The sequence below is a fragment of the Dyella ginsengisoli genome (assembly GCF_044904665.1).
Taxonomy (GTDB): Bacteria; Pseudomonadota; Gammaproteobacteria; order Xanthomonadales; family Rhodanobacteraceae; genus Dyella_A; species Dyella_A ginsengisoli.
In genome coordinates this window covers 148,292-171,740 of the sequence record NZ_JADIKM010000003.1, presented here as the reverse complement: position 1 = coordinate 171,740, position 23,449 = coordinate 148,292, and the positions used below count along the sequence as shown (strand labels likewise).

Genomic DNA, 23,449 nt, shown 5'->3' with positions numbered 1-23,449 from the left:
TCCGAAGGTCATGCCCGCACGACTTGTCGCATGCCAAGATGCGGCCCTGCCCGCCGCAGTGACCGTCATGCCCGCCCCCATGGACCTCTTCGCCGCCTCCGCCCCCACCTCCACGCCATCGGCCGCACCCGGCATCCGCTGCGGTATCGGCGGCTGGGTGTTCCCGGAGTGGCGCGACAACTTCTATCCGGCCGGTCTGGTGCAGCGGCGCGAGCTGGAGTACGCCAGCCGCCAGCTGCGCAGCATCGAGATCAACGGCACCTATTACCGCGCACCGGCCGCGGCCACGCTGGCCGGCTGGGCGAAGCAGGTGCCGGACGGCTTCGTGTTCTCGCTCAAGGCGCCCAAGGCGATCGTGCTGCAGCGCTCGCTCGCGGGCGCGTCGCGGATGGCCGCGGCGTTCGTCGACACCCTGCAGGCACTCGGTGACCGCCTCGGCCCGGTGGTGTGGCAGTTCACACCGGCACGGCGCTTCGACGTTGACGACCTGACGGCCTTCCTCGACCGCCTGCCGCGCACGCTCGACGGCCAGCCGCTGCGGCATGCACTGGAAGTGCGCCACGCAAGCTTCCGCTGCCCCGAATACGTGGCGCTGGCGCGCACGCACGGCGTGGCCACCGTGTTCACCGATTCGCCCGAGCACCCGTCGCTGGCTGACCTTACCGGCCCGTTCGCCTACGCCCGGCTGATGCGCAGCCAGGCCGACGAGCCGCACGGCTATCCCACCGCCGCGCTCGATGCGTGGGCGGAACGTGCCACGCAGTGGCGTGCGGGCGGCGACCCGCCGGAGCTGCCGCACGTGGAGGCGCCGCGCCCGAGCCAGGCCGCGCGCGACGTGTTCGTCTACTTCATCAGCGCCGCGAAGGCGCGCAACCCTGCCGCAGCGATGGCATTGCAGGCGCGGGTGGATCGCGCCGGCTAGCCGGCGATCACCACGCGATCGCGGCTGCCGGACGCACCGCCCGGGCCCGCGACGATGTGGGGAAAACCCGCCGCGCGCCGCTACACTGCGCGGCCTCATCTGCCGCCCGCGTGCCGCCATGCGCAAATTGCTCGGAATCGTGCTCCTGCTCGCCATCGCCGTGGCGGCATGGCACCAGCACGACGCGGCCCCGGCAACCGGCCCGACGAGCGGGATCGGCGCGCCTTCGGCCACGCCGCACCGCGCCGGAACGCGCGCTCCGCAAGGGCTGCCCGCCGAGGCGGCCGACACGCTGGCGCGCATCGCTGCGGGCGGGCCGTTCGAGCATGCGCAGGACGGCACCGTGTTCGGCAACTACGAAGGCCTGCTGCCGCGCCAGCCACGCGGCTACTACCACGAGTACACGGTGGAGACGCCCGGCGCGCGCACCCGCGGCGCCCGGCGCATCATCACCGGCGGCACGCCACCGCAGGTGTACTACTACACCGACGACCACTACCGCAGCTTCCGCCGCATCGAGGGCCGCCGATGAGCGCGCACGACGCCCGCCTCGACCTCACCCGCCCGCTGCTCGGCGGCGTCTACGACGTGGACGCCCGCGAGTTCGACGCGATCGTGCGGCAGGCGCGGCAGGCCGAGCTGGCGCTGTGCCGGGTCGACCTGGCCGGCTGCACCGACAAGGCGGGGCTGCTGCGCCGGCTCGCCTTCGCGCTGCGGCTGCCGCCGGATTTCGGCGACAACTGGGACGCGCTGGCCGACTGCCTGCGCGACCCGGCCTGGCGCCCGGCATGGGGCCACGTGTTCGTGTTCGAAAACCCCGAGGCGCTGCCGGCACACGATGCGGCGATCCTGCGCGGCGTGCTGGACGACGCGGCCACCTTCGCGATCGAGCACGAGCGCCCTTTCTTCGCCTTCTTTCCCCTGCCCGCCGCGCCCGGCGCGGACGCCTGACCTGTCGGAGCGCCCATGGAACACCTCGATTTCGAACTCGAACCGCCGCACGAGTACGTGGAGCTGAACCAGTTGCTCAAGCTGGTGGGCATCTGCGACAGCGGCGGCGCCGGCAAGGCGATCGTGGCCAGTGGGGCGGTGACGGTGGACGGCGTGCTGGAAACGCGCAAGACCTGCAAGATCCGCCCGGGCCAGCGCGTGGTGGTAGACGAGGAGATCGAGATCCGCGTGCACGCCGCCGGCTGAACGCGGCGCGGCGTCAGGCGGATAGCGCGGCGAGGCGGCGATCGAGTGCCGGATGCGCCGGCAGCACCAGCATGAAATGCCGCTCCAGCACGCTGCGGATCTCGCGCGCGCTGCCCAGCGTGTAGTGCTCGCTGCGGCCATCGCGGTGATGCATGGTGAACTCGCGGTTGCGCAGCGCGAGACGCTGCTCGGGCACGGTGCGCGCCACCATCAGCTCGCGGGTGAAGGGCGAATCCGGGTGGGTGGAGACGTAGTGGTTGGCCACCACGAAATCCACGTCCTCGCACGGCTGCAGGGTGAAGCGATACAGCGGCCGCCACTGCCCGGCCACCTTGGCCTGCAGCCGCCACTGGCCATCGCCCTGCAACAGGCGATATGGCTCGTGCGGCGTGAGCTGCTCCATGCCGGCCTGGAAGCGCAGCGCACTGCTGAGGGTGAGGCCACCGAAGCCCACGTCGACCAGCCATCGCTCGTCGTCGATGGTGGCCAGCAACGCCATGTGGGTCTGCGCCGTGGGCACATCCTCAGGACGGTTCCACAGCACGCGCGCGATCACCGGCGTCACCGTCAGGCCGATCGCCCTGAGCACCTCGGCCATCAGCCGGTTGTGCTCGAAGCAGTAGCCGCCGCGACCGCGGTGCACCAGCTTGTCCTCGATCGCCAGTGGATCGAGGTCCACCGGCTTGCCCATCAGCGGATCGAGGTTCTCGAAGGCGATCGCCGCCACATGCGCGCGCACGATTGCCTGCACGGTCGCCAGATCCGGGTGCAGGGGTTGCAGGTGGCCGATGCGCGTGGCGTAGGCCGACAGGTCGATCTCCGGTCGCATGCGCGCTTCCGCGGGTGATGTGACAGCCGTAAACGATAGCACCGCCGTGTCCACGTAACCGCTTGCGCCGCGGCGACGAATCACTCCACGAGCGCGGGGCCGATGCATCTGCTGTCGATGCGAACCCGTATTCACACAGGTGATGGGCCCTTCTGCTTCCGGCTTCCCCACGGAGACACGTCATGCACATGCTTTCCCGCTCGTCTTCCTTCCCGCTGCGCCTGGGCGCGGCCTTGCTCGCCCTTGCCGTGGGCGCCTGCACCGCCTCGCCGGCCACCCGCGATGGCGCCATGATCCCGGCGCCGGTCAGCGACCCGGCCGTCACCGCACCGGGCGACCAGGTCGCCGTGCTGGCCGGCGGCTGCTTCTGGGGCCTGCAGGCGGTGTTCGAGCACGTCAAGGGCGTCAAGCAGGTGTGGGCCGGCTACGCCGGGGGCAGCGCCGACACCGCCAGCTACTTCCGCGTTTCCGACGGCGACACCGGCCACGCCGAGTCGGTGAAGATCGTCTACGACCCGCGCCAGGTCAGCTACGGCACGCTGCTGAAGGTGTTCTTCGCGGTGGCGCACGATCCGACCCAGCTCAACCGCCAGGGCCCTGACCACGGCACCCAGTACCGCTCGGAGATCTTCACCACCAGCGACGCCCAGCGCGCCGTGGCGCAGGCCTACATCCGCCAGCTGGATGCGGCCAAGGTGTACGAGTCGCCCATCGTCACCAGGGTGGAGCCGCTGCCGGCCTTCTACATGGCCGAGGGCTACCACCAGGACTACTACCGCACGCACTCGAACGACCCGTACATCGTCTACAACGACGCCCCCAAGGTCGCCGCCCTGCGCAAGCTGATGCCCGAGCTGTACCAGACCGAGACGAGCCTGGCGCAAGCGCAGCAGCGCTGAGCCATATGCTTGATGCGATGAACAAGGCCGCCCATGAGGCGGCCTTGTTCTTTCGGCTGTCAGGCGATCGGTTCGGCGAACTGCTCAGCCCGCCCGTGGCGGCGGCACCAGGCGCAGCCGGGTCGGCGGGTTGCCGCCGCCGGACTTGAGCATGCGCAGCAGGTCGGGCACTTCCAGCGGGCGGGCGTACAGATAGCCCTGCCCTTCCTCGCAGCCGGCGCGCAGCAGGAACTCGTGCTGCGCCTCGTCCTCGATGCCCTCGGCGATGGCGTACAGCTTGAGGCTGCGCGACATCGCCAGGATCGCCTCGACGATCGCCACGTCGTCGGGGCTGCGCGGGATGCCGGTGATGAAGGTGCGATCGATCTTCAGGCACACCACCGCTGGCAGCTTGAGGTAGGCGAGCGAGGAGTAGCCGGTGCCGAAATCGTCGATCGCCACGCCCACGCCCATGGTGTGCAGCGCATACATGGTGCGATGCGTGCCCTCGCCCAGGCGCAGGATCGCGCTCTCGGTGATCTCCAGCAGCAGGCGCTTGGGGTCCACCTGGTAATCGCGCAGCGCCGTGTGCAGCCCCTCGATGAAGGCGGGGTGGCCGAACCAGCTGGCCGACACGTTCACCGCCACGCGGATCGGCGCGATGTGCTCGCGGTCCCACTGGCGAATCCACGCGCAGGCCGCGCGCAGCACCCATTCGTCGATGCGGCGGATCAGGCCCAGGCTCTCGGCCATCGGAATGAAGCTGTCCGGCATCACCAGCCCGCGCTTGGGATGCTGCCAGCGCAGCAGCGCCTCCACCGCCACGATGCGGCCGGTGCGCAGCTCCAGACTGGGCTGGAAGACCAGGCGGAACTCGTCGTTGGCCAGCGCCTGGCGCAACTCCGAGGCCAGCTGCAGGCGCTTGCGCGCATCCGCCTGCATGATTGGCGAGTAGAAGCGGAACGCGTTGCGCTCCTCGCTTTTTGCCGCGTACATCGCCGCATCGGCGTTGGTGATCAGGGCCGCCGGATTCTCGCCATCCAGCGGATAGCTGGCGATGCCGATGCTGGCGCTGAGCACGATCTCGTAGTCGTCCACCGAGATCGGCGCGGCCAGCGCGGTGAGCAGGCGGCTGGCGATGTCGGCGGCGCCGTCGCGGGTGTCGATGGCGGTCGCCAGCACGGTGAACTCGTCGCCGCCGATGCGGCCGGCCACGTCGCCTTCGGCCAGCTCCGCGTTGATGCGCTCGGCCACCTTTGCCAGCAGGCGGTCGCCGATGGCATGGCTGTAGCTGTCGTTGACGATCTTGAACGCGTCCAGGTCGATGAACACCACCGCCACGCAGCGTCTCGCACGTGATGCGGCTTCGAGCGCCTGCGTGCAGCGACGCTCGAACTCGGCGCGGTTGGCCAGCCCGGTGAGCGGATCGTGCGTGGCCAGATGTTCCAGCCGGCGCTGGTCGGCCTTGGTGGTGGTGATGTTGGTGAACACGGCCACGTAGTGCAGTACCTGGCCGGCGTCATCGCGGATGGCGCTGATGCTGAGCAGTTCCGGATAGGTGCTGCCGTCGCGGCGACGGCTCTTCACCTCGCCGCGCCAGTTGCCGCCCAGCTCGATCGAACGCCATACGCTGTCCGGCAGCGGTTTGTCGTCGGGCAGGCTGCGGGTGTCGTCGAAGCGCAGCCCCTGCAGTGCCTGCACCGTGAAGCCGGTGATTTCCACGTGCGCGGCGTTGACGGTAACCACGCGGCGATCGGCGTCGGCGATGATCACGCCCTCGGCGATGCTGCCCAGCGCCTTGGCGGCCACGCGGCGCTCGCGCTCCATGGCCACGCGCTCGGAGATGTCGCGCACGATCGCCTGGCTTATTTCGGTGTCGCCCCAGCGCGCGATGGAGCTGCGCGTTTCCACCGGACGCACCTGGCCATCGCCGCCGAGCAGCGCAGTGAGCGCGATGTCGCCCCGGTGATGGGCGGGCAGCGGCAGCGTGCTGTCCACGTCCAGCGGATCGTGCGCGAACAGCGAGGAAAAATCCCTGCCGACCAGCTCGCGCTCGCTACGGCCGGTCCAGGCCGCGGCGGTGCGGTTGGCGTCGAGAATGCGGCCGCTGCCGCGATCGACCATCACGATGGCGTCGCCGGCGCTGTCGAACAGCAGCCGATAGCGCTCCTCGCTGCCGCGGATGCTCTCGACGATGCGCCGGGCCATCCACATCCACAGCCCGGCGGCCAGCAGGAAGGCGCCGACCACGCACCAGAACAGCATCTGCCCGACCCACACCGCGCCCTTGACCATTTCTACCGAGAACAGCTCGGTGCGCGGCTGCATGTATTCGTTGAGTGCGTTGATGCGCGCACGAACCTGCGCCGCCGCCTCCGGTGACACGGCGCCGGCGGCGAAGTCGCTTTCGAGCCGGTCGGCGATGCGGCCGAGCTCGGCAATGGAGGCGTCGGTGGAGCGCCAGGCGTCCAGCGAAGCCTGCAGGTGCGGTGCGCCGGTGAAGTGGCGCAGCATGAAAATCATCCCGGATTGCGCCGCGGGCATGATGTTGCCGCGCAGGAACACCTCGTCGAGATCTTCCTCGCGGTAATGCCCCGAGGCGATGGCGTCGCGGCCCCAGCGGTCGCCTTCGAGCAGCTCGTAGTTGCGCCGAAAGCTGGCCAGGTCACCCGGCGAGCCGCTCAGGGCGTAGCTCTCCAGGTCGATCACGGCCTGCTTCTGCGCTTTCGACCAGATGCTCTCGCTGTTGAGGAAACCAGCGAGAGTCACCTGGACCTGCAGCACGCCCCAGGTCATGGCCATGATCAGCACCACCGCCGACGCAAGCGCGTAGGCCAGCGGCATCAGGCGCCGTGACAGGGACCGCTGCACATTCAAACTGTTACCGACGAAACGCATTGCATGCCTGTTTGCTGAAGGACACCAACCCGTGTCCGCCGTTCCAGTTTCCCCTTCTGCGGCAATCCTTTACGCCGCAGCTTCGCTCAGCACCAGTCGGTCCGGGCAGTTCTGGATGCATCGATCGCCCAGCAGGATCATGCTGGTATAGCTGCGCTTGATGCATTCGGCCAGATGCGCCACGTCATCGGCCGACGGCTCCAGTCCCATCAGCGTGCAAACGATTTCCAGCGCTTCCCACGGGTGAGTGTCGTCATAAGCGGCATGCAGGTGCAACCACTTTAGCGCCGACGTGCGTACTGACGGATCAAAGCTTTCCCGGTACTTCGTGCTGTCATAGATCATCTGCGACCACTCGCCGGTCACTCCCTCGATGGCGTAGTTGGTGGCGACCATGCCGGCGGCCAGGGTGCCCCGGTTGCAGATGTCCTCGCACCAGCGCGACAGCCCATCGGTGCCGTGGGGCGCCAGTTCGCCCAGCAGTCGCTCGCGCGGCACGCCCGCGCCCTCGGCCCAGTTGAGCCAGTACTCGGCGTGGTTCTGCTCCACCCGGATGTTGCGTACCAGCCAGCGCCGGGCCAGGTTGTCGCCCGGACTGCGGCCGTAGCGGGTCTTGAGCAGGCTCAGCGCCATGAAGCTCGGGAATCGCTCGATGAAGGGCCACAGGCCCATCATGAAGTTGGCGGTGGACTCCTGATCCATCCGCACGTCCATCATCAGCTTCCAGATCTCGTGGTCGAGCACGCGCTGCTTGGTGCTTTCGCAGTCGGCCACCATGTCCTGGGCCCACTGGGGATAGCTGGACAGCTCGGTGAGCGGGCCGGTGCGTTCGAAGTGCTTGTTCATGTGTTGCTCCTGTCCTTAGACGGTTCGGTGGCTGCCTGGCAGCCGGTCGTGCGCATGCACGCCGGACGAGTGCCGCCGACCGGACAGCCGCAGTCGCCGGCAAACCTGGTATCCCGACGGGCGCCCGCGGCGCCGCCGGCCCTTCCCTGCGCTGATGGATACACGAGTCCCGGAAGAGCCGCGCGAGCGCGTACCGCAAAACGGAAACCGTCCGGTCGGCCTTCGATCCGCCCATGGATGAAGGCATGCGGACGCATGCAACGAATGAGCGAGCAGAGATCCGTGCCCCGGCACGCGCACCCCCGCGCCGCGGCCTAGCCGCCCGATTCTTACCGCAAATGCGGGCCGCGTCGCGCGCCTCGCGCGGACGGCTGCGGCGCGAGGTGCGGCGGCAGCGCCAGTTCGCGGGCCAGAAAATCCACGAACGTGTGGATCAGCAGCGACGACTGGCGGTGCTGCGGATACACCGCGTGCACCGCCGTCGCCGCAGGCCGGTAGTCGTCCAGCAGGGTCACCAGCGTGCCGGCAGCCAGCGCCTCGCCCACGATGAAGGTCGGCAGCCGCGCGATGCCCAGCCCGCGGATCGCCGCGTCGCGCATCAGCTCGCCGTTGTTCGCGCGAAAGCGCCCGCGCACGGTGACTGCCGGTGCCGCCGCGCCGCCGAACTTCCACTCCACGTGGGGGCCGTGGCCGTACAGCAGGCACTCGTGCGTGGCCAGGTCCGCCGGGGTGGCCGGTGCCGGATGCCGCGCCAGGTAGTCGGGACTGCAGCACACCACCGTTTCCACCGGCGCGATGCTGCGGGCGATCAGCGAGGAGTCGGCCAGCACGCCGATGCGAATGGCCAGGTCGTAGCCTTCGCCGAGCAGGTCGACCATCCGGTCCCCGAGATCCAGCTCGATGCCCACCTGCGGATAGTCGGCCAGGAAGCGCGCGAGCAGCGGGCTCAGGTGCATCGTGCCGAAGGACATCGGCGCGGTGAGCCGCAGCCTTCCCCGCGGAGCCTGGCCGGCGCCGCTGATCGCCTGGTCCAGTTCCTCCACCTGCTGCAGGATGCGTCGCGCCTGCTCGGCGTAGGTGCGGCCCAGGTCGGTGGCGCGCAGGTGGCGCGTGGTGCGCACCAGCAGGCGTACGCCCAGCTGCGCTTCCAGCGCCATCACCCGGCGGCTGATGAACTGCTTGGACAAGCCCAGCCGATCGGCCGCCGCGGTGAAGCTGCCGGTATCGAGCGTGGTCACGAACAGGCGCATGTCGTCGAGCTGGCTCATTGTCAATTCCAAACGGACGATGAAACGCATCCTAGGCGATTTATCGCCTCGTCGGGCGACATTAGAGTGCCGGCCACGTCACCGGCCATCCGGTCGGTGCTTTCCTTCCGCTTCGAGGTACCGCCATGAACACGCAGAACGCTTCCACTTCCCTGCTCGCCCGCGCGCTGCTGTCGAGCCTGTTTCTGATCAGCGGCTTCGGCAAGCTCGCCGCGCCCGCCGCCACCAAGGCCTACATCGTCTACGCCGGCCTGCCGCTGCCGGATCTCGCCTACCTGGTCGCGGTGGTCGTGGAGGTCGGCTTCGGCCTGGCCCTGCTGGCCGGCTATCGCACCCGCGTCGTGGCGGTGCTGATGGCGCTGTTCACCGTCGCGACCGCACTGGCCTTCCACGACCACTTCGACGACCAGAACCAGTTCATCCACTTCCTGAAGAACATCGCGATCGCCGGCGGCCTGCTGCAGGTGGCCGCGACCGGGGCCGGCGCCTACAGCCTGGACGCGCTGCGCCAGCGTCGCCACGGTGCGCGCGCGTTGAACTGATCGCAGCGCTTGAAGAGGCCGGGCCGCGCGCAGCGGTCCGGCCTCACTGCGTCCGGACCCGCCGGGCAGGCGATGCAGTGCACGCGGCGTTCGCCGCGGCGGCGCTTGTGCTGGGGCGGCGAGACCGGACTGTCCTGCGAGATCAGCGCGCCGGGCAGCGAGGGCGAACTGCGCTATTCGCCGCTGGTGCTGATGAGCCGCTTCGGCAAGCCCGACGAGATCGCCGCGGCGATCGCCTTCCTGGGGTCCGACGACGCGGCCTGCATCACCGGACAGACGGTGTTCGTGGACGGCGGCGCGTCGATCGGCAAGGCGCCGGTGTAATGCCGGTTCGCGCTGGCCGACGGACGGTCCGCGGCCAGCGCGAGGAAGCACTCAGAACAGCCCTTCAATCACCTGCAGCATGCCCCAGAAACCCACCGCCCAGACCGCCGTGCGCAGGTAGGGAACGCCGATGACATACACCGGCAGGTAGGCCACCCGCGCCCACAGGTAGATCTGCGCGCCCAGCGCAGTGCTGGCGCTGGTTTTCTGTGCGGCCACCACGGCGAGCACCGCGGCGGCGAAGAACGCGAACGTCTCCAGGAAGTTGCTGCTCGCCCGCGTCGCACGCGCGGCGAAACCGGAGAGCGGCCGCGCGTCGCCGTCTCGGTTGCTGGCGTTCCACTTCAGGCCGCGCTGGGCGGTGGCCAGCGCGGCGGCAAGCAGCACGTGCACCAGCCCGAGCACCAGCGCCCACGCCAGCATCTTCAGTTCCATCGTCATCGGTCGTTCTCCGCGGATAACGCCCGGCATCGGTGTGGAACTGGCGGCCGCCGGGCAGGCACCCCATCATGCCCGATCGTCGCACCGGCATTTCGTGGCTCCGGCCGCGGCGGACACGGAGCGGCGGCGCGGGTTATCGTGCCGCTCTTCCCCGTCTGCCGGCCCGCCCGTGAACTACCGCTGGATCCTCTTCGACGCCGACGACACGCTGTTCCACTTCGACGCCTACCAGGGCCTGCGGCGGATGTTCGAGCGCCACGCGGTGGACTTCACGCCGGCGCACTACGCGCAGTACCAGGAGATCAACAAGCCGCTGTGGGTGGATTACCAGAACGGCACGATCACCGCGGCGGAGCTGCAGACCACCCGCTTCGAGGGCTGGGCGCGCCGGCTCGGCGTGGCCGCGGCCGACCTCAACGAAGCCTTCCTGCTGGCGATGGCCGAGATCTGCACCCTGCTGCCCGGCGCCCAGGCCCTGATTGACGCCCTCGACCGCGCGGGCGTGCGCATGGGCCTGATCACCAACGGCTTCACCGCGCTGCAGCTGGCGCGGCTGGAACGCACCGGTCTGCGCGAGCACTTCGATCCGCTGGTGATTTCCGAGCAGCTCGGCGTGGCCAAACCGGACGTGCGCATCTTCGAGCACGCACTCGATCGCATGGGGCAGCCCCCGCGCGAACAGGTGCTGATGGTGGGCGACAACCCGCACTCGGACATCCTGGGCGGCCTCAACGCCGGCCTGCGTACCTGCTGGTTCAATCCGCACGGGCACGAAGCGCCCGAGAGCATCGCGCCGCATCACGAAGTGCGCTCGCTGCACGAACTGCAGGCGCTGCTGCTGGGCTGACGACTCCCCCATTCGAGGTAGCGACGCCGGCCCGCGCGGTGCGACGATGGCCGGCACGCGATCGACGTCAGGGAGAGTCACCATGGGCACCTCCACCACCGCCCAGCGCCGGGCCGACCAGATGTTTCCGGTGCTGCCGGCCGAGGACATCGCGCGCATCCGCCGCTTCGGTGAGCCGCGCGACTACGCCGCCGGCGAGGCGGTGTTCCGCACCGGCCAACGCGGCATCGGGCTGATCCTGGTCCTCGCGGGGCGGGTGGACATCAGCCAGCACGACGGCGCCGGTCAGGTGGTGGAGATCGCCCATCACGGCCCCGGCGAATTCATGGGCGAGGTCAGCGGACTCACCGGCAAGCCGGCGCTGGTGGACGGCGTGGCCGCCGAGCCGGTGCAGGCGCTGTGGCTGAGCCCCGAGCAGTTGCGGCGATTGATCGTGGCCGAGGCGGACCTGGGCGAACGGCTGATGCGCGCGCTGATCCTGCGTCGTACCAGCCTGATCGAATCGTGCGCGGCGGGGCCGCTGGTGATCGCCGAGGGGGACGATTCGGGCCGCGCCCGCATCGGCAACTTCCTGCGTCGCAACGGTTTCCCGTTCCGCGCCGTCACGCCCGACGAAGATCCCGCACTGGCCGACCTGCTGGCGCCGTATCGCGATCATCCGGACAGCTGGCCGCTGGTGCTGCTGGCCGACGGTCGCCTGCTGCGCAACCCTGCCGAGCAGGCGCTGGCCGAGGCGCTGGACATGGTCGGCAGCGATGCCGCCGATCGGATCTACGACGTGGCGGTGGTGGGTGCCGGTCCGGCCGGCCTGTCCACCGCGGTCTACGCCGCCTCCGAAGGATTGTCGGTCGTGGTGCTGGATGCCAAGGGCTTTGGCGGCCAGGCCGGCGCCAGCGCGCGCATCGAGAACTACTTCGGCTTTCCCACCGGCATCACCGGCCAGGCGCTCACCGCGCGCGGCTTCGTGCAGGCGCAGAAGTTCGGCGCGGAGATCGCCATCCCCGCCTGCGTGGCGTCACTGGACTGCGAAGCGTCAGACGGCATCCACCGCCTGCGCACCGACGCCGGCCGCACCTGGTGCGCGCGCACCGTGGTGATCGCCAGCGGCGCGCGCTATCGCCGCCCGCCGCTGGAGCATCTGGCCGACTTCGAGGGGCGCGGCATCTGGTACTGGGCTTCGCCGATGGAGGTGCAGCTGTGCGCCGGGCAGGAAGTGGTACTGGTGGGCGGCGGCAATTCCGCCGGCCAGGCGGCGGTCTACCTGGCCGCGCACGCGCTGAAGGTGCGCATGATGGTGCGCGGCGACGGCCTGGCCGCCACCATGTCGCGCTACCTGATCGACCGTATCGAGGCGAACCCGGCGATCGAGCTGATGTCCCGCACCGAGATCGTGGCGCTGGATGGCGACGCGCGCGGCCTGCAGACGGTGCGCTGGCGCGATCGCGCCAGCGGCGCGGAAACCGAGGCGCCGATCCGCCACGTGTTCCTGTTCATCGGCGCGGAGCCGGCCACCGAATGGCTGGCCAGCTGCAAGCTCGCCACCGATCGCCACGGCTTCGTGCAGTGTGGTGGCGATCCTGGCTACCCGCTGGCCACCAGCCGCCCCGGTGTGTTCGCCATCGGTGACGTGCGCGCCGGCTCGGTGAAACGCGTGGGCGGCGCCATCGGCGAGGGCGCCACCGTGGTGGCGCAGATCCACGCCTGGCTGGCCGAACGCGCCCAGGACGCGGCAACCGCCGAGGTTTCCGCATGATCACCTTGCGCAATCCGCTGGGGCAGTCGCTGCTGCAGTTGCATGACGACACGGTGAGCAATGGCCGCGGCGACGCATTGGCCCGCGTGGATGGCCAAACGCTGCGAAACCGCGATGGCGCCCGGCTGGCGCATGTCGAGGGCGACCGCATCTTCCTCTCGCCCGAGCAGCCTTCGCTGCAGCTGGCCGGCGATCGCCTGCTGACCCACGCGGGCGTCGCCGTAGCCACGGTCGACGGCGGCACGCCCGCCGAAAAGGCGCTGCTGGGCGCGGCCTTCCTGCTGTTCTGCAGCGACGGCTGATCGCGCCGTTCATTCCCCGCGACACGTCACGCGACGGCGCCTCCGGCGAAGGTGTCTGATGCGCTTTTCCCCAAGAGGAGGCGCGTCATGATCACGCTGGGCATGGAAGAGGAAGTACAGGTAGTGGATGCGGGCGGCGAGCTGGTGCCGCACGACTTCACCGAGGGGCTGGACGAGTTTGCCAGCCGCGAAGGAGCGATGGATCGGGAGATCCATCGCTGCGTCATCGAGCTGAAGACACGCATCTGCCACGGTGTACCCGACCTGGTCGCCGCGCTGAGCACGCTGCGCACCCAGGCCCGGCGCAAGGCGGCGGCGCAGGGCCAGCAGATCCTGATCGCCGGCGTGCATCCCACCGCGCGCTGGCAGCAGCAGGCGATGCACGGCGGCGCGGCCTTTCCGCACTACGCGGCCCTGGTCGACGAATACCAGGACGTGGCGCGCAGCGCCTTCAGCTTCGGCATGCACCTGCACCTGGGCTTTGCGCCCGGGGCGCCGCGCATGGCGATCATGAACCGGCTGCGCCATGTGCTGCCCGAGGCGCTGGCGCTGTCGGCCAGCTCGCCGTTCTTCGAGGGCCGCGACACCGGGCTGCACTCGTGGCGGCACAGTCTGCTCGACCGCTACCCGCGCATGGGCACGCCCGACGTGTGGGCCGGCGAAGACGACTACACCGAGCACGTGCAGCGTCTGCGCCGCACCGGCTGCATCGGCCCCGAGCAGGGCCTGTGGCAGGACCTGCGTCTGCACCACCGCTACGGCACGCTCGAGGTGCGCATCATGGACACGCACCCGGACCTGGCGCGCATCGGCCTGATCGCCACGCTGCTGAAGTGGGAGGCCGAGACGCTCGAACTGGAGCTGGCACAGGGCCGCGCCGGGCCACCATGGCCGCGCGCCTGCATCGACGAGAACAAGTGGCGCGCGCGTCGCCACGCCATGCAGGCGCGCTGGATCGACTGGGACCGCGACGAGGAAGTCGCCACGGCGCAGCGCTTCGAGCGCTGGTGGTCGCGCATCGCGCCGCGTGCACTGCACGCGGCCGAGCGCCGCTTCTGGGAGCGCGAACTGGCCCACGCGCTGGACGAAGGCAGCTTCGCCGATCGCCTGCGCCAACGCGTGCACGCCGATGGCGGCGACTGGCGCAGCACGCTGCGCTGGATGGTGGCGCAGACCAGCGAGGACGGCTGCTCCGGGGCGCACGCGGAGGGTTGGTCATGAGCGCGCTGCCGCAGATCACCCTGCGCCGCCTCGGTGCCGATGCACTGGGCCAGGCACTGACCGACGTGCGCGCACCGCACCTGCCGCAGAGCCAGATGTCCGACCACTACGCGCTGGGCAACGCGGCCCTGCATCGCGCGCTGCAGGCGAAGATCGCCCACCTGGTGCAGGCGCTGGCGCCGCAGCTGCGCTCCTCCCGCTTGCCGTGGCCGGGCGCGCAGGCGGACGTGCTGGCGCTGGATCTCGCCTTTGTCGAACATCCGCGGCAGCCGTTCGAGCTGGCGTGGGTGGAGATCCAGGCGTTCACCTCGATGCTGCCCACCTTCCACACCCTGCACTGTGCGCAACGGGCGCTGCACCGGCTGCCGTCGGCGTGGCTGCCGCACGACCCGCTGCCGCCACACGCGGGCTGGGTGAACTGCCTGCGGCCGTGGGTGGCACCGCATGCGGCCACCGTGCTGATCGAGGATCGCCCGCGCGCGCGCTTCACCTGGCCCGATCTCGACGCGGCGCGCCACTGGTGGGGCGTGGCCGTGCACGACTGGCGCGAGCTGGTGCCCACGTCTGGACGGCTGTTCCATCCCGGCACGGCGCGCGAGTACGGCCACGTGTGGAACCGGCTGATCTTCTCCGACCTGGAGGCGATCGAGCGACGCCAGGCCGAGGCGGTACTGATGGCGGCGAACCGGCTGAGCTGGCACAGCCACCCGGCATGGTACGAGGGCATCCACAAGGGCAGCCTCGCCGACGTGGCGCTGCCCGCACACGAGGCCTGCCACTGGGTGGAGGAGCGCACGCGGCACGATGCCGACAGCGATCCCGCGCGCTGGGTGGCCAAGGCAGTGGGCGGGCATTCCGGCAGCGGCCTGCTGCTGGCCCCGACCGCCGAGCAACTGCGCGCCCTGCCCACGCCGCGGCAGTGGATCGTGCAGAACCGCTTCCGCCAGGTGCCGATCGGTCAGCACCCGGAGACGGGGGCGCCGCTGTTCGGCGAGGTGCGCTGCATGCTCGGCCTGCGCCCGGGGCGGCCGCCGTGGGTGATGGCGTGGATCCTGCGCCTGTCCACCAACGGCATCGCCACGCTGAGCGGGCGCCACACCGTGCCCGGCGAGGGCATGACCCTGCTGTACTTCGACCACGGCGCCACGTCACCTTTGCAAGTGGATGCCACCTTCGGGGTGCACGAAGCAGCGCAGGCGATGTGTGCATGACGCCATCGCCCTGCCCGCCGCGCACTGGCAGACTGCCGCATTGCGCGCGGCACCCTGCGCACTCCCCTCATCCACAAGCCACCCATCCCTGAGCAAACACGCATGAGCGAACACCCATGAGCGATGTCTTTCTCACCGGCGCCGGCGGCTTTCTCGGCGGGCACCTGCTGCGCGAGCTCGTCGCCGCCGGGCACGGCGTGCGCGCACTGTCGCGCCGACCGGAAACCGACGCGGCGATCACCGCGCTGGGCGGCACACCGGTACGCGGGAACCTGGCCGACACCGATGCCCTGCAACGCGCGCTGGACGGCTGCGAGGCGGTGTTCCACGCCGCCGCCGACACCAGCATGTGGCGGCCGCACGCCGCGGCGCAGATCGCCACCAACGTCACCGGCACCGAGCGCCTGCTGCGCGCGACCGAGCGTGCTGGGGTGAGCGCCTTCATGCATACCTCGTCCGTATCGGCGTATTCGCACCTGATCCACGGCACCATGACCGAGGCCACGCCGCAGCGCGGTGGCGAGAGTTGGGTCAGCTACGAGCGCAGCAAATACCTCGGCGAGCAGGCGGTACGCACCAGCGCACTGCCGTGGATCGTGTTCAACCCCTCGCACATCCTCGGCCCCGGCGACCGCCACAACTGGGCGCGACTGATCCGCCTGATCGACGCGCAGAAGCTGCCGGGCATCCCGCCGGGCATCGGCGCCTTCGCCGACGTGCGCGAGATTGCCCGAGCCCAGGTTCGCGCCTGGCAGCGCGGCCGCTTCGGCGAGGCGTACCTGCTCGGTGGTGAGCCGGCAAGCTTCGTCGACTTCGTGCATCGGGTCGGTGCTGTGCTGGGCCGGCGCACGCCGCGTGGCGCCACGCCGGCCTGGGCGCTGATGGCCTACGCCCGCGTGCTCGATGGCGTTTCGCGCCTGACCCGCCGCGAGCCGGACGTGACACCGGAAGGCGCCGCGCTCACCTCGCACCGCCTGCACGTGGATTCATCCAAGGCCAGGCGCGAGCTGGACTACGTCGAGACGCCGCTTGATGCGCTGCTCGCCGACACGCTGGCGTGGATGCGCGCCGAGGGCATGCTGCGCTAACCGCGGGGCCGTCTTCGGTGGCGCAGTGACCACCATGGCGCGCGTCCTTTCGCGCCGCGCGCACCCATACTTCACGCCGCCTTTTGGTACGCGCGCTCTAGCTTGGGGAAGGTTTCCCACGGAGCACGAGATGACGATCGAGCGCGACGGACGAACGACAGGCCGCACCTGGGCCATGGCCGTGGGCGCGGTAATCGGCCTGCTGGCGCTGGCGATGACCGGCGGCGGCGCGTGGCTGATCGGCCTGGGTGGCTCGTGGTATTACGCGCTCGCCGGGCTCGCATTGCTCGTCGCCGCCGTGCAGTTGCTGCGCGGGCGCCGCTCCGGCGCCTGGTGGTACTTCGGCGTACTCGCTGCGACGGTGCTGTGGACGCTGTGGGAGATCGGCCTGGATTATTGGGGATGGATCCCGCGCGACGGCCTGCTGGTGCTGCTGGGCATCGCGGTGGCGCTGTGCCTGCCCCGGCTGGAGCCGCGCACGCGGCGTCCGGCGTCGTTAGGCCTGGCCGCCGGGTTGGTGTTGATCTTCGTGGGCGCATTCGCGCTGGTGTTCGCGCCGCACAACGTCTATCACTCGGGGCAACCGTTGCCCGCTTCCGGTCCGGTGGCTTCCACCGCGGCAGTCGGCAGCACGGCGGCTCAACCAGCCAATGCACCGGCTGACAACGACTGGGGCGCCTACGGCCGCGACAACGCCGCCACCCGCTACTCGCCGCTGCGGCAGATCACACCGCAGAACGTGACCCACCTGAAGCAGGCTTGGGTATTCCACACCGGCGATCTGCCGAAGAAGCGCTACGGCGCCGAGACCACCCCACTGAAGATAGGCGACCGCCTGTATCTGTGTACCGCGCGCAACGTGCTCATCGCGCTGGATGCTCGCGATGGCCACCAGTTGTGGCGCTACGACCCCAAGGTTCGGACGCCTTCGATTCCCTACACCGCGGCCTGCCGCGGGGTGGCCTATTACGCGACGCCTGCCGCCGCCGCGGTGCCGCCGCCGGCCGCTGCCGCCAAGCCCACCGACTCCGCCGCACCGCCGCCCGCCGAGCCCAGCCACATCGCCGCCGCAGCGGGCGCACCGGGCGCATGCACCCAGCGCATCATCGAAGGCACGCTCGACGGCCGACTGATCGCCGTCGATGCCGACACCGGCAGGCCCTGCGCGGAGTTCGGCGATCACGGCCAGGTCGACATCACCCGCGGCATGGGCGAAACCCCGCCGGGCTACGTGGCGATCACCTCGGCGCCCACGATCGTGCGCGGCGTGGTGGTCACCGGCCACCAGGTGCTGGATGGCCAGCGCCGCTGGGCTCCGTCGGGGGTGATCCTGGGCTACGACGCGGTGACCGGCCAGCTGCGCTGGGCGTGGGACATGGTGCACCCCGAGCGCAACGGCCTGCCGCCGCCGGGCGAGACGTTCGCCCGCGGCACGCCGGACATGTGGACCACCGCCACCGGCGACGAACAGCTTGGCCTGGTGTATATCCCGCTCGGCGCGCCGGCGGGGCAATACCTGTCCAGCTCGCGGCGGCCCGCCGAGAATGCGTATTCCGATTCGCTGGTGGCGCTCGACGTCGCCACCGGCAAACCGGCCTGGCACTTCCAGTCGCAGCAGCGCGGCGTGTGGGACTACGACCTGGGATCGCAGGCGAGTCTGGTCGACTTTCCCGCCGCCAACGGCACCGTACCGGCACTGGTACTGCCAACCAAGCAGGGCGACATGTACGTGCTGGACCGCCGCACCGGGCAGCCGCTCACAGGCATCGAGCGCCGCCCCGTGCCCGGCGGCGGCGTGGAGCCCGGGCAGCGCGCGGCGACGCAGCCGTTCTCGAGTTTTCATACCGTGCGCAAGAGCGACCTCACCGCGCGCAGCATGTGGGGCCTCACCCCGGTCGATCAGCTCGCCTGCCGCATCCAGTTTCGCCAGGCGAACTACCGGGGTGTGTACACCCCACCGTCGGCGCGCCGCCCGTGGATCGAGTACCCCGGCTACAACGGCGGCTCGGACTGGGGCGGCGTGGCGATCGATCCGCACCGCGGCGTGATCGTGGCCAACTACAACGACATCCCCAACTACGACCGCATGGTGCCGCGCGCCCAAGCGCAGAAGGCCGGCTGGAAGCCGCGCGATGAGGATGATTCGGACAACAAGGCCGGGCCGGAAACCACCGGCTTCGCGCAGCTGGATACGCCCTACGGCTACACCATCAACGCCGGCTGGCGCATGGCCGTCACCGGGATGCCGTGCAAGGAACCGCCGTACGGCGGCATCCAGGCGGTGGACCTGAAAACCGGCCGCACGCTGTGGTATCGCCCACTGGGCACGGCATTGCGCAACGGTCCGTTCGGCCTCAGCTCGCACCTGCCCTTCACCATCGGCACGCCGAACAACGGCGGCTCGGTGGTGACCGCCAGCGGACTGATCTTCGTCGCCGCGGCCACCGATGATCTGATCCGCGCGATCGACCTGGCCAGCGGAAAGACGCTCTGGACGGCCAAGCTGCCCGCCGGCGGCCAGGCCACGCCGATCGTCTACCGCGTCGACGGGCGCGAGTACCTGGTGATCATGGCCGCCGGCCATCACTTCATGGAGACCCCGGAGGGCGACGCGCTGGTGGCCTATGCGCTGCCGCGCTGAGTGTCAGCGCGCGCGGCGGCGGCTATGTCGCGCGCCTCCAGCACCGGCATGGGCCAGCCGCTGCGCGCCAGCGTGAGCAGCGCGCAGCCGATCACGTCGGTGCTCAATACCGTGTTCGGCATCCAGCGGTGCAGCAGCGGAAGCAGCGGCGCGGCAAGTCGGTAGAACCAGCGGTAGCTGCCGGTCTTGGAGACGATGCCGTGCAGCGGCTGGATCACGCCGGGGCGAATGGCGTATGCGGCCTTGAACGGCAGCCGCCGCAGCGCGTTCTCGGTGCGCCCGCGCACTCGCGCCCACATCACCCGCCCGCGCTCGCTGCTGTCCGCACCCGCGCCGGAAACGTACACGAAGGTCATGCCGGGGTTCAGCGGTGCCAGCATCTGCGCCACCGCCAGCGTCATGTCATGAGTGAAGTGCGCGTACTGAGCTTCGTCCATGCCGGCCGAAGTCTTGCCGATGCAGAAGAAGCAGGCGTCGAAGCCTTCGAGCCGATCGACCAACGGCTGCGGATGCCAGAGATCATCGTGCTGCAGTTCGCGCAGCTTGGGATGGTGCTGCCCACTCGGCGTGCGCACGACCGCCACCACCTCGCCCGCGTCCTCCGCCTGCAGGCAGGCCCGCAGTGCGGCCTGCCCCACCATGCCGGTGGCTCCGAACAGCAGCACTTTCATCGAGGGAACTCCCGCAGTCGATCCAGGCCGCGATGCTGCCCTAATCGCTGATCGCCAGCACGCATTCGTCGGCGCCCCACGCGCGGCAGCACACATTGAACACGCTCACCTCGTGCGCAGCCACGTGAGGGGCCAGCGCGCCTTCCAGCAGTCCGGTGAAGAACGCGCAGCCGGAGTGGCCGGCTTCCGCGCACAGCGGACTGTGCCGGATGTGCAGCTGGCTGCCCTGCGCATCCGTCTGCGCCAGGGTGCGCAGCGCGGGCAGGCCCACCCGCTCGATCGCCTCGGTCAACGCCATCGGCGCAGCAGGCACGTCGCGTCGGGCCAGGGCCGCGCCCAGGCGCTGGCCCGCGCGCTGCAGCGTCGGCTCGCGTGCGCCCGGCGCCACCGCGCTGTCCAGTTGCAGCAGCACGGCGATGAGCTCGCCCGACAGCTCGGAACGATCACCCAGCAGGCGCTCGATCGCCACCTCGTCCGCCGGCAACGGCACGATCTCCACGAAGGGATCGGCCGGCGGCGGTGCCGGCGCGGGCGGCCGTGGCGGCTGGGGCGCCAGCCGCTCGACGGGCTGTTCCGGTGGCTCGTCCGTCGCGCGCACCGGCACCACTGCCGCCGGCGCGACGATCGCTTCCAGCGGCAGCAGGAATTCCTCCGGATCGAACGCCGGCAGCGGCACCACCGACGCCGGCGATGGCGTGGATGCAGGCGACGGCGCGCCCTCGGCACCGGCAGCCGGCGCAACGGCGGGTGACTGCGCGGGTGCGGTCGCCACCGGCGCGGCCGGAACATAGCCCGAGGTATCTACCGGACGCGAGGCGGCAAAGTGCTCGCGCATCTCGCCGCCTTCGAAGGGAGCGATCGCGTGGCTGATCACGCGCTCGTGTTCGCCCAGCGCGCCATCGAGGGTGCGCTGCTTGCGCGGCGCGCCGGCGACGATCAGCGTGAGCAGCGCGCCATGGCGATCGGTGACCAGCCGCTGGCGCTGCAGGGTGAATCCGTTGGCCGAAATCAACCGGCCCATTTCCATGAGCAGACCCTCGCGCGTGTGCGCGAGAATCTGCACTTCCAGCTCGATCATCAGGCCCCCCTGTCTTCGATGCCGGTGATGCGTTTTGTTGTCCGTCTACCTTGCCACGAAACGCGCCGCGCGAAACGTGACGCGTCGCGAAGCGCATGTCATCCGGCGGCGCGCACGATGCGCACCGGCACACCCTTGGAGGCGGGCGTTTTGGAGGCCTCGTCGTGGTACCACAGGGGAATCAGCGGGTTCATCTCCGGGTAGTAGCCGCCGAGGCAGCCGTCGGGGAGGTTGAACGGGGTGACGGTGAGGTCGTGCACCTCGCGCTTCACGCCGTCGCCCGCGTCGCCGACCAGGCTCACCACGTCGCCCTCCTGCAATCCTGCCCGCGCCATCTCGTCGGGATTGATCAGCAGGATCTCGCGCGAGCCCTCCAGTCCGCGCAGGCGGTCGCTGTGGCCGTAGATGGTGGTGTTGAACTGGTCGTTGGAGCGCATGGTGATCAGGTGGTAGCGGCCCGGTGCGTCGCCGATGCCCAGCGCCGACATCACCGTGGGATTGGTGAACTCGGCCTTGCCGCTGTCGGTCTTCCAGATGCGCTCGTGCGCCGGGTTGCCGCGATAAAAGCCGCCGGGCTGGAACATGCGCGCATTGAAGTCGTGGAACTCGTCCGGATAGGTTTTCTCGATGAGCTCGCGCACGAGGCTGTAGTCGGCGGTCCACTCGTCCCAGCGCCATTTGGGATGCGTCGGCAGCGTGGCCTTGGCGATGCCCGCCACGATCGCCAGCTCCGAGAGCAGATGCTCGTCGGCCGGCTTGCGCTTGCCGAACGAGCCGTAGATGTGGCTGAAGCTGTCCTCGATCGATACCGACTGCGGGCCGCTGGCCTGCACGTCTTCCTCGGCGCGCACCAGGCACGGCAGCAGATACGACGACCGCCCGTGCACCAGGTGGCTGCGGTTGAGCTTGGTGGCGATGTACACCGTGAGCGCCTGCTTGCGCCAGGCCGGCTCCATCACGTCGCGATCGGGAATGGCTCGAACGAAGTTGCCGCCCAGGCTCACGAAGCCCTGCACCGAGCCGTCGCGAATGCCCTCGCAGGCGTCCACCGTGGTGAGGCCCTTGTCGCGCGGCGGGGTGAAATCGAACATCGCGGCGAGCTTGTCCAGCGGCACCAGCTCGGGCTTCTCGGAAATGCCCACGGTGCGCTGGCCCTGCACGTTGGAATGCCCGCGCACCGGCGACACGCCCGCACCCTGGCGCCCCAGGTTGCCGCGCATCAGCATCAGGTTCACCAGCATGCCGATGCTCTGGGACCCGTGCACGTGCTGGGTCAGGCCCATGCCGTAGACGCTGATGACGTTCTCCGCCGCCGCGTAGACGTCGGCGGCTGCCTCCAGATCCGAGCGTGCAAGCCCGCTGACACGCACGATCTCGCCCCAGTCGGCCGCGCGCGCCGCGACCAGGAAATCCTCGAAGCCGTGGGTGTGCTGATCGATGAAGTCGCGGTCGAGCACGCTAGGCTTTCCGGCCGCGCGGGCCGCGTCGTCCAGCGCCAGCACGTGCTTGCACAGGCCCATCAGCGCCGCGATGTCGCCGCCGGGCTTCACCTGCAGGTACATGTGCGCCAGCTCGGTGGCATGGCCGCTGAGCATCTGCAACGGGTTCTGCGGATTGACGAAGCGCACCAGCCCCTGCTCGCGCACCGGGTTGAACACGATGATCTTGCAGCCGCGCTTCACCGCCTCCTGCAGCGGATGCAGGAAACGCGGACTGTTGGTGCCAGGGTTCTGGCCGAAATAGAAGATCGCATCGCAATGCTCGAAGTCTTCCATCAGGCAGGTGCCCACCGGCGATCCGGTGACTTTCTTCAGCCCCACCGACGTGGTTTCGTGGCACATGTTGGAGCTGTCGGGCAGGTTGTTGTTGCCGTACATGCGCGCAAACAGCGCGTAGAGGTAGGACGTTTCCAGCGACGCCTTGCCCGAGGCGTAGAACACCACCGACTTCGGGTCCAGCGCGTTCAATTCGCGTGCAATGCCCTCGAACGCCTCATCCCAGCTGCACGCCACATAGGTATCGCTGGCCGAGTCGTAGCACATCGGCTCGGTGAGTCGGCCCTGCATCTCCAGGTCGTAGTCGGACCAGCTGCGCAGCTCGGTCACTGTGTGGTCGCCGAAGAACGCCGGCGTGCAGCGGTCGCGGGTGAGATCCCAGATCGTCGCCTTGGCGCCGTTCTCGCAGAACTCGAACAGATGCGGCTCTTTCGGCTTGCCCCACGCGCAGGAGCTGCACATGTAGCCGCCGGCCTTGTTCTGCCGCATCAAGGTCTCGAGCACGGCCGGCGTCGACAGCTCGCGCGCAAACACCTGGCTCATGCCCTTGAGCGAGCCCCAGCCGCCCGCGGCCCCCTCGTACTGGATGGATTCGTCGCGTGGATCGCTGCTCATCGTGTCCTCCGTGTGCTGCCGTGTCGGTGACCAGACACCGAGGCTAGGCAGCCGGGCGGGGACATCGCGTGAAAGACCCGCGCGAGGAATCGCAGGATGATG

22 protein-coding genes are annotated in these 23,449 nt (G+C 69.8%); 14 read left to right on the top strand and 8 right to left on the bottom strand.

Annotated elements, in window-relative coordinates; genetic code table 11:
* The first annotated feature begins 67 nt into the window (after positions 1-67).
* The 4 genes from ISP17_RS10805 (at position 68) to ISP17_RS10790 (ending at position 2,119) form a co-directional block, all read left to right on the top strand.
* Positions 68-922, top strand: coding sequence for a DUF72 domain-containing protein (locus tag ISP17_RS10805; RefSeq protein ID WP_404632984.1), 855 nt, complete (start codon positions 68-70; stop codon positions 920-922).
* Positions 923-1,040: 118 nt separating this feature from the next.
* Positions 1,041-1,454 (top strand): ribonuclease domain-containing protein, encoded by a 414-nt coding sequence (locus ISP17_RS10800; protein ID WP_404632982.1) that lies wholly within the window; start codon positions 1,041-1,043, stop codon positions 1,452-1,454.
* Positions 1,451-1,873: a barstar family protein gene (locus ISP17_RS10795; protein ID WP_404632980.1), complete on the top strand. Its 423-nt coding sequence runs from the start codon at positions 1,451-1,453 to the stop codon at positions 1,871-1,873. The genes ISP17_RS10800 and ISP17_RS10795 overlap by 4 nt, the downstream gene beginning before the upstream one ends.
* Positions 1,874-1,888: 15 nt before the next feature.
* On the top strand, positions 1,889-2,119 hold the full coding sequence (locus ISP17_RS10790) for an RNA-binding S4 domain-containing protein (RefSeq protein ID WP_404632978.1): 231 nt from the start codon (positions 1,889-1,891) through the stop codon (positions 2,117-2,119).
* A 13-nt stretch (positions 2,120-2,132) separates the two neighbouring features.
* Here the strand turns inward: ISP17_RS10790 and ISP17_RS10785 are convergent, their stop codons facing one another.
* Positions 2,133-2,948, bottom strand: coding sequence for an arylamine N-acetyltransferase family protein (locus ISP17_RS10785; RefSeq protein WP_404632976.1), 816 nt, complete (start codon positions 2,946-2,948; stop codon positions 2,133-2,135).
* 188 nt (positions 2,949-3,136) lie between these two features.
* On the opposite strand from ISP17_RS10785, the gene msrA reads away from it, so the two are divergent.
* Positions 3,137-3,847 (top strand): peptide-methionine (S)-S-oxide reductase MsrA, encoded by a 711-nt coding sequence (gene msrA, locus ISP17_RS10780; protein ID WP_404634290.1) that lies wholly within the window; start codon positions 3,137-3,139, stop codon positions 3,845-3,847.
* Positions 3,848-3,931: 84 nt separating this feature from the next.
* Here the strand turns inward: msrA and ISP17_RS10775 are convergent, their stop codons facing one another.
* The 3 genes from ISP17_RS10775 to ISP17_RS10765 all read right to left on the bottom strand — a co-directional run bounded on the left by ISP17_RS10775 (position 3,932) and on the right by ISP17_RS10765 (position 8,838).
* Positions 3,932-6,670 carry a putative bifunctional diguanylate cyclase/phosphodiesterase gene (locus tag ISP17_RS10775; protein WP_404632974.1) on the bottom strand — a complete coding sequence of 913 codons (2,739 nt, stop codon included), beginning with the start codon at positions 6,668-6,670 and terminating at the stop codon, positions 3,932-3,934.
* Between the two features lie 123 nt (positions 6,671-6,793).
* A complete protein-coding gene (locus ISP17_RS10770) occupies positions 6,794-7,570 on the bottom strand; it encodes a TenA family transcriptional regulator (RefSeq protein WP_404632972.1) in 777 nt (258 codons plus the stop codon).
* Between the two features lie 329 nt (positions 7,571-7,899).
* Entirely contained in the window at positions 7,900-8,838 is a 939-nt protein-coding gene (locus ISP17_RS10765) for a LysR family transcriptional regulator (RefSeq protein ID WP_404632970.1), read from the bottom strand.
* A 125-nt stretch (positions 8,839-8,963) separates the two neighbouring features.
* Here ISP17_RS10765 and ISP17_RS10760 point away from each other — a divergent pair, with 125 nt between their 5' ends.
* Positions 8,964-9,380 carry a DoxX family protein gene (locus ISP17_RS10760; RefSeq protein WP_404632968.1) on the top strand — a complete coding sequence of 139 codons (417 nt, stop codon included), beginning with the start codon at positions 8,964-8,966 and terminating at the stop codon, positions 9,378-9,380.
* A 9-nt stretch (positions 9,381-9,389) separates the two neighbouring features.
* Complete coding sequence (locus tag ISP17_RS10755; protein ID WP_404632966.1) at positions 9,390-9,704, top strand: SDR family oxidoreductase; 315 nt, start codon at positions 9,390-9,392, stop codon at positions 9,702-9,704.
* Positions 9,705-9,755: 51 nt separating this feature from the next.
* On the opposite strand, the gene ISP17_RS10750 is transcribed toward ISP17_RS10755, so the two are convergent.
* A complete protein-coding gene (locus tag ISP17_RS10750) occupies positions 9,756-10,145 on the bottom strand; it encodes an MAPEG family protein (protein ID WP_404632964.1) in 390 nt (129 codons plus the stop codon).
* Positions 10,146-10,314: 169 nt separating this feature from the next.
* Between ISP17_RS10750 and yjjG the strand changes: the two genes are divergently transcribed.
* From yjjG to ISP17_RS10715, 7 genes are all read left to right on the top strand, one after another.
* The gene (gene yjjG / locus ISP17_RS10745) at positions 10,315-10,992 is read left to right on the top strand and encodes a pyrimidine 5'-nucleotidase (protein ID WP_404632962.1); all 678 of its coding nucleotides are present in this window, start codon (positions 10,315-10,317) and stop codon (positions 10,990-10,992) included.
* A gap of 82 nt (positions 10,993-11,074) precedes the next feature.
* Positions 11,075-12,745 carry an FAD-dependent oxidoreductase gene (locus tag ISP17_RS10740; protein ID WP_404632960.1) on the top strand — a complete coding sequence of 557 codons (1,671 nt, stop codon included), beginning with the start codon at positions 11,075-11,077 and terminating at the stop codon, positions 12,743-12,745.
* Complete coding sequence (locus tag ISP17_RS10735) at positions 12,742-13,047, top strand: hypothetical protein (protein ID WP_404632958.1); 306 nt, start codon at positions 12,742-12,744, stop codon at positions 13,045-13,047. Before ISP17_RS10740 ends, ISP17_RS10735 begins: the two co-directional genes overlap by 4 nt.
* Positions 13,048-13,134: 87 nt before the next feature.
* A complete protein-coding gene (locus ISP17_RS10730) occupies positions 13,135-14,268 on the top strand; it encodes a carboxylate-amine ligase (protein ID WP_404632956.1) in 1,134 nt (377 codons plus the stop codon).
* Positions 14,265-15,479: a hypothetical protein gene (locus ISP17_RS10725; protein ID WP_404632954.1), complete on the top strand. Its 1,215-nt coding sequence runs from the start codon at positions 14,265-14,267 to the stop codon at positions 15,477-15,479. Before ISP17_RS10730 ends, ISP17_RS10725 begins: the two co-directional genes overlap by 4 nt.
* A 116-nt stretch (positions 15,480-15,595) precedes the next feature.
* On the top strand, positions 15,596-16,567 hold the full coding sequence (locus tag ISP17_RS10720; protein WP_404632952.1) for an NAD-dependent epimerase/dehydratase family protein: 972 nt from the start codon (positions 15,596-15,598) through the stop codon (positions 16,565-16,567).
* Positions 16,568-16,697: 130 nt separating this feature from the next.
* Positions 16,698-19,208, top strand: coding sequence for a membrane-bound PQQ-dependent dehydrogenase, glucose/quinate/shikimate family (locus ISP17_RS10715; RefSeq protein ID WP_404632950.1), 2,511 nt, complete (start codon positions 16,698-16,700; stop codon positions 19,206-19,208).
* Here the strand turns inward: ISP17_RS10715 and ISP17_RS10710 are convergent.
* The 3 genes from ISP17_RS10710 to ISP17_RS10700 form a co-directional block, all read right to left on the bottom strand.
* Complete coding sequence (locus ISP17_RS10710; RefSeq protein ID WP_404632948.1) at positions 19,190-19,879, bottom strand: NAD(P)H-binding protein; 690 nt, start codon at positions 19,877-19,879, stop codon at positions 19,190-19,192. The two genes, ISP17_RS10715 and ISP17_RS10710, sit on opposite strands and share 19 nt — an antisense overlap.
* A gap of 40 nt (positions 19,880-19,919) precedes the next feature.
* Positions 19,920-20,957 carry a hypothetical protein gene (locus ISP17_RS10705; RefSeq protein WP_404632946.1) on the bottom strand — a complete coding sequence of 346 codons (1,038 nt, stop codon included), beginning with the start codon at positions 20,955-20,957 and terminating at the stop codon, positions 19,920-19,922.
* A gap of 98 nt (positions 20,958-21,055) precedes the next feature.
* Positions 21,056-23,347 carry an FdhF/YdeP family oxidoreductase gene (locus ISP17_RS10700; RefSeq protein ID WP_404632944.1) on the bottom strand — a complete coding sequence of 764 codons (2,292 nt, stop codon included), beginning with the start codon at positions 23,345-23,347 and terminating at the stop codon, positions 21,056-21,058.
* Between the last annotated feature and the right edge of the window lie 102 nt (positions 23,348-23,449).

Bases quoted from the DNA above. Each gene is read 5' to 3' on its own strand.
- ISP17_RS10805 (WP_404632984.1), top strand. From the start codon at position 68: ATGCCCGCCCCCATGGACCTCTTCGCCGCCTCCGCCCCCACCTCCACG.
- ISP17_RS10800 (WP_404632982.1), top strand. From the start codon at position 1,041: ATGCGCAAATTGCTCGGAATCGTGCTCCTGCTCGCCATCGCCGTGGCG.
- ISP17_RS10795 (WP_404632980.1), top strand. From the start codon at position 1,451: ATGAGCGCGCACGACGCCCGCCTCGACCTCACCCGCCCGCTGCTCGGC.
- ISP17_RS10790 (WP_404632978.1), top strand. From the start codon at position 1,889: ATGGAACACCTCGATTTCGAACTCGAACCGCCGCACGAGTACGTGGAG.
- ISP17_RS10785 (WP_404632976.1), bottom strand. From the start codon at position 2,948: ATGCGACCGGAGATCGACCTGTCGGCCTACGCCACGCGCATCGGCCAC.
- msrA (WP_404634290.1), top strand. From the start codon at position 3,137: ATGCTTTCCCGCTCGTCTTCCTTCCCGCTGCGCCTGGGCGCGGCCTTG.
- ISP17_RS10775 (WP_404632974.1), bottom strand. From the start codon at position 6,670: ATGCCGCTGGCCTACGCGCTTGCGTCGGCGGTGGTGCTGATCATGGCC.
- ISP17_RS10770 (WP_404632972.1), bottom strand. From the start codon at position 7,570: ATGAACAAGCACTTCGAACGCACCGGCCCGCTCACCGAGCTGTCCAGC.
- ISP17_RS10765 (WP_404632970.1), bottom strand. From the start codon at position 8,838: ATGAGCCAGCTCGACGACATGCGCCTGTTCGTGACCACGCTCGATACC.
- ISP17_RS10760 (WP_404632968.1), top strand. From the start codon at position 8,964: ATGAACACGCAGAACGCTTCCACTTCCCTGCTCGCCCGCGCGCTGCTG.
- ISP17_RS10750 (WP_404632964.1), bottom strand. From the start codon at position 10,145: ATGACGATGGAACTGAAGATGCTGGCGTGGGCGCTGGTGCTCGGGCTG.
- ISP17_RS10740 (WP_404632960.1), top strand. From the start codon at position 11,075: ATGGGCACCTCCACCACCGCCCAGCGCCGGGCCGACCAGATGTTTCCG.
- ISP17_RS10735 (WP_404632958.1), top strand. From the start codon at position 12,742: ATGATCACCTTGCGCAATCCGCTGGGGCAGTCGCTGCTGCAGTTGCAT.
- ISP17_RS10730 (WP_404632956.1), top strand. From the start codon at position 13,135: ATGATCACGCTGGGCATGGAAGAGGAAGTACAGGTAGTGGATGCGGGC.
- ISP17_RS10725 (WP_404632954.1), top strand. From the start codon at position 14,265: ATGAGCGCGCTGCCGCAGATCACCCTGCGCCGCCTCGGTGCCGATGCA.
- ISP17_RS10720 (WP_404632952.1), top strand. From the start codon at position 15,596: ATGAGCGATGTCTTTCTCACCGGCGCCGGCGGCTTTCTCGGCGGGCAC.
- ISP17_RS10715 (WP_404632950.1), top strand. From the start codon at position 16,698: ATGACGATCGAGCGCGACGGACGAACGACAGGCCGCACCTGGGCCATG.
- ISP17_RS10710 (WP_404632948.1), bottom strand. From the start codon at position 19,879: ATGAAAGTGCTGCTGTTCGGAGCCACCGGCATGGTGGGGCAGGCCGCA.
- ISP17_RS10705 (WP_404632946.1), bottom strand. From the start codon at position 20,957: ATGATCGAGCTGGAAGTGCAGATTCTCGCGCACACGCGCGAGGGTCTG.
- ISP17_RS10700 (WP_404632944.1), bottom strand. From the start codon at position 23,347: ATGAGCAGCGATCCACGCGACGAATCCATCCAGTACGAGGGGGCCGCG.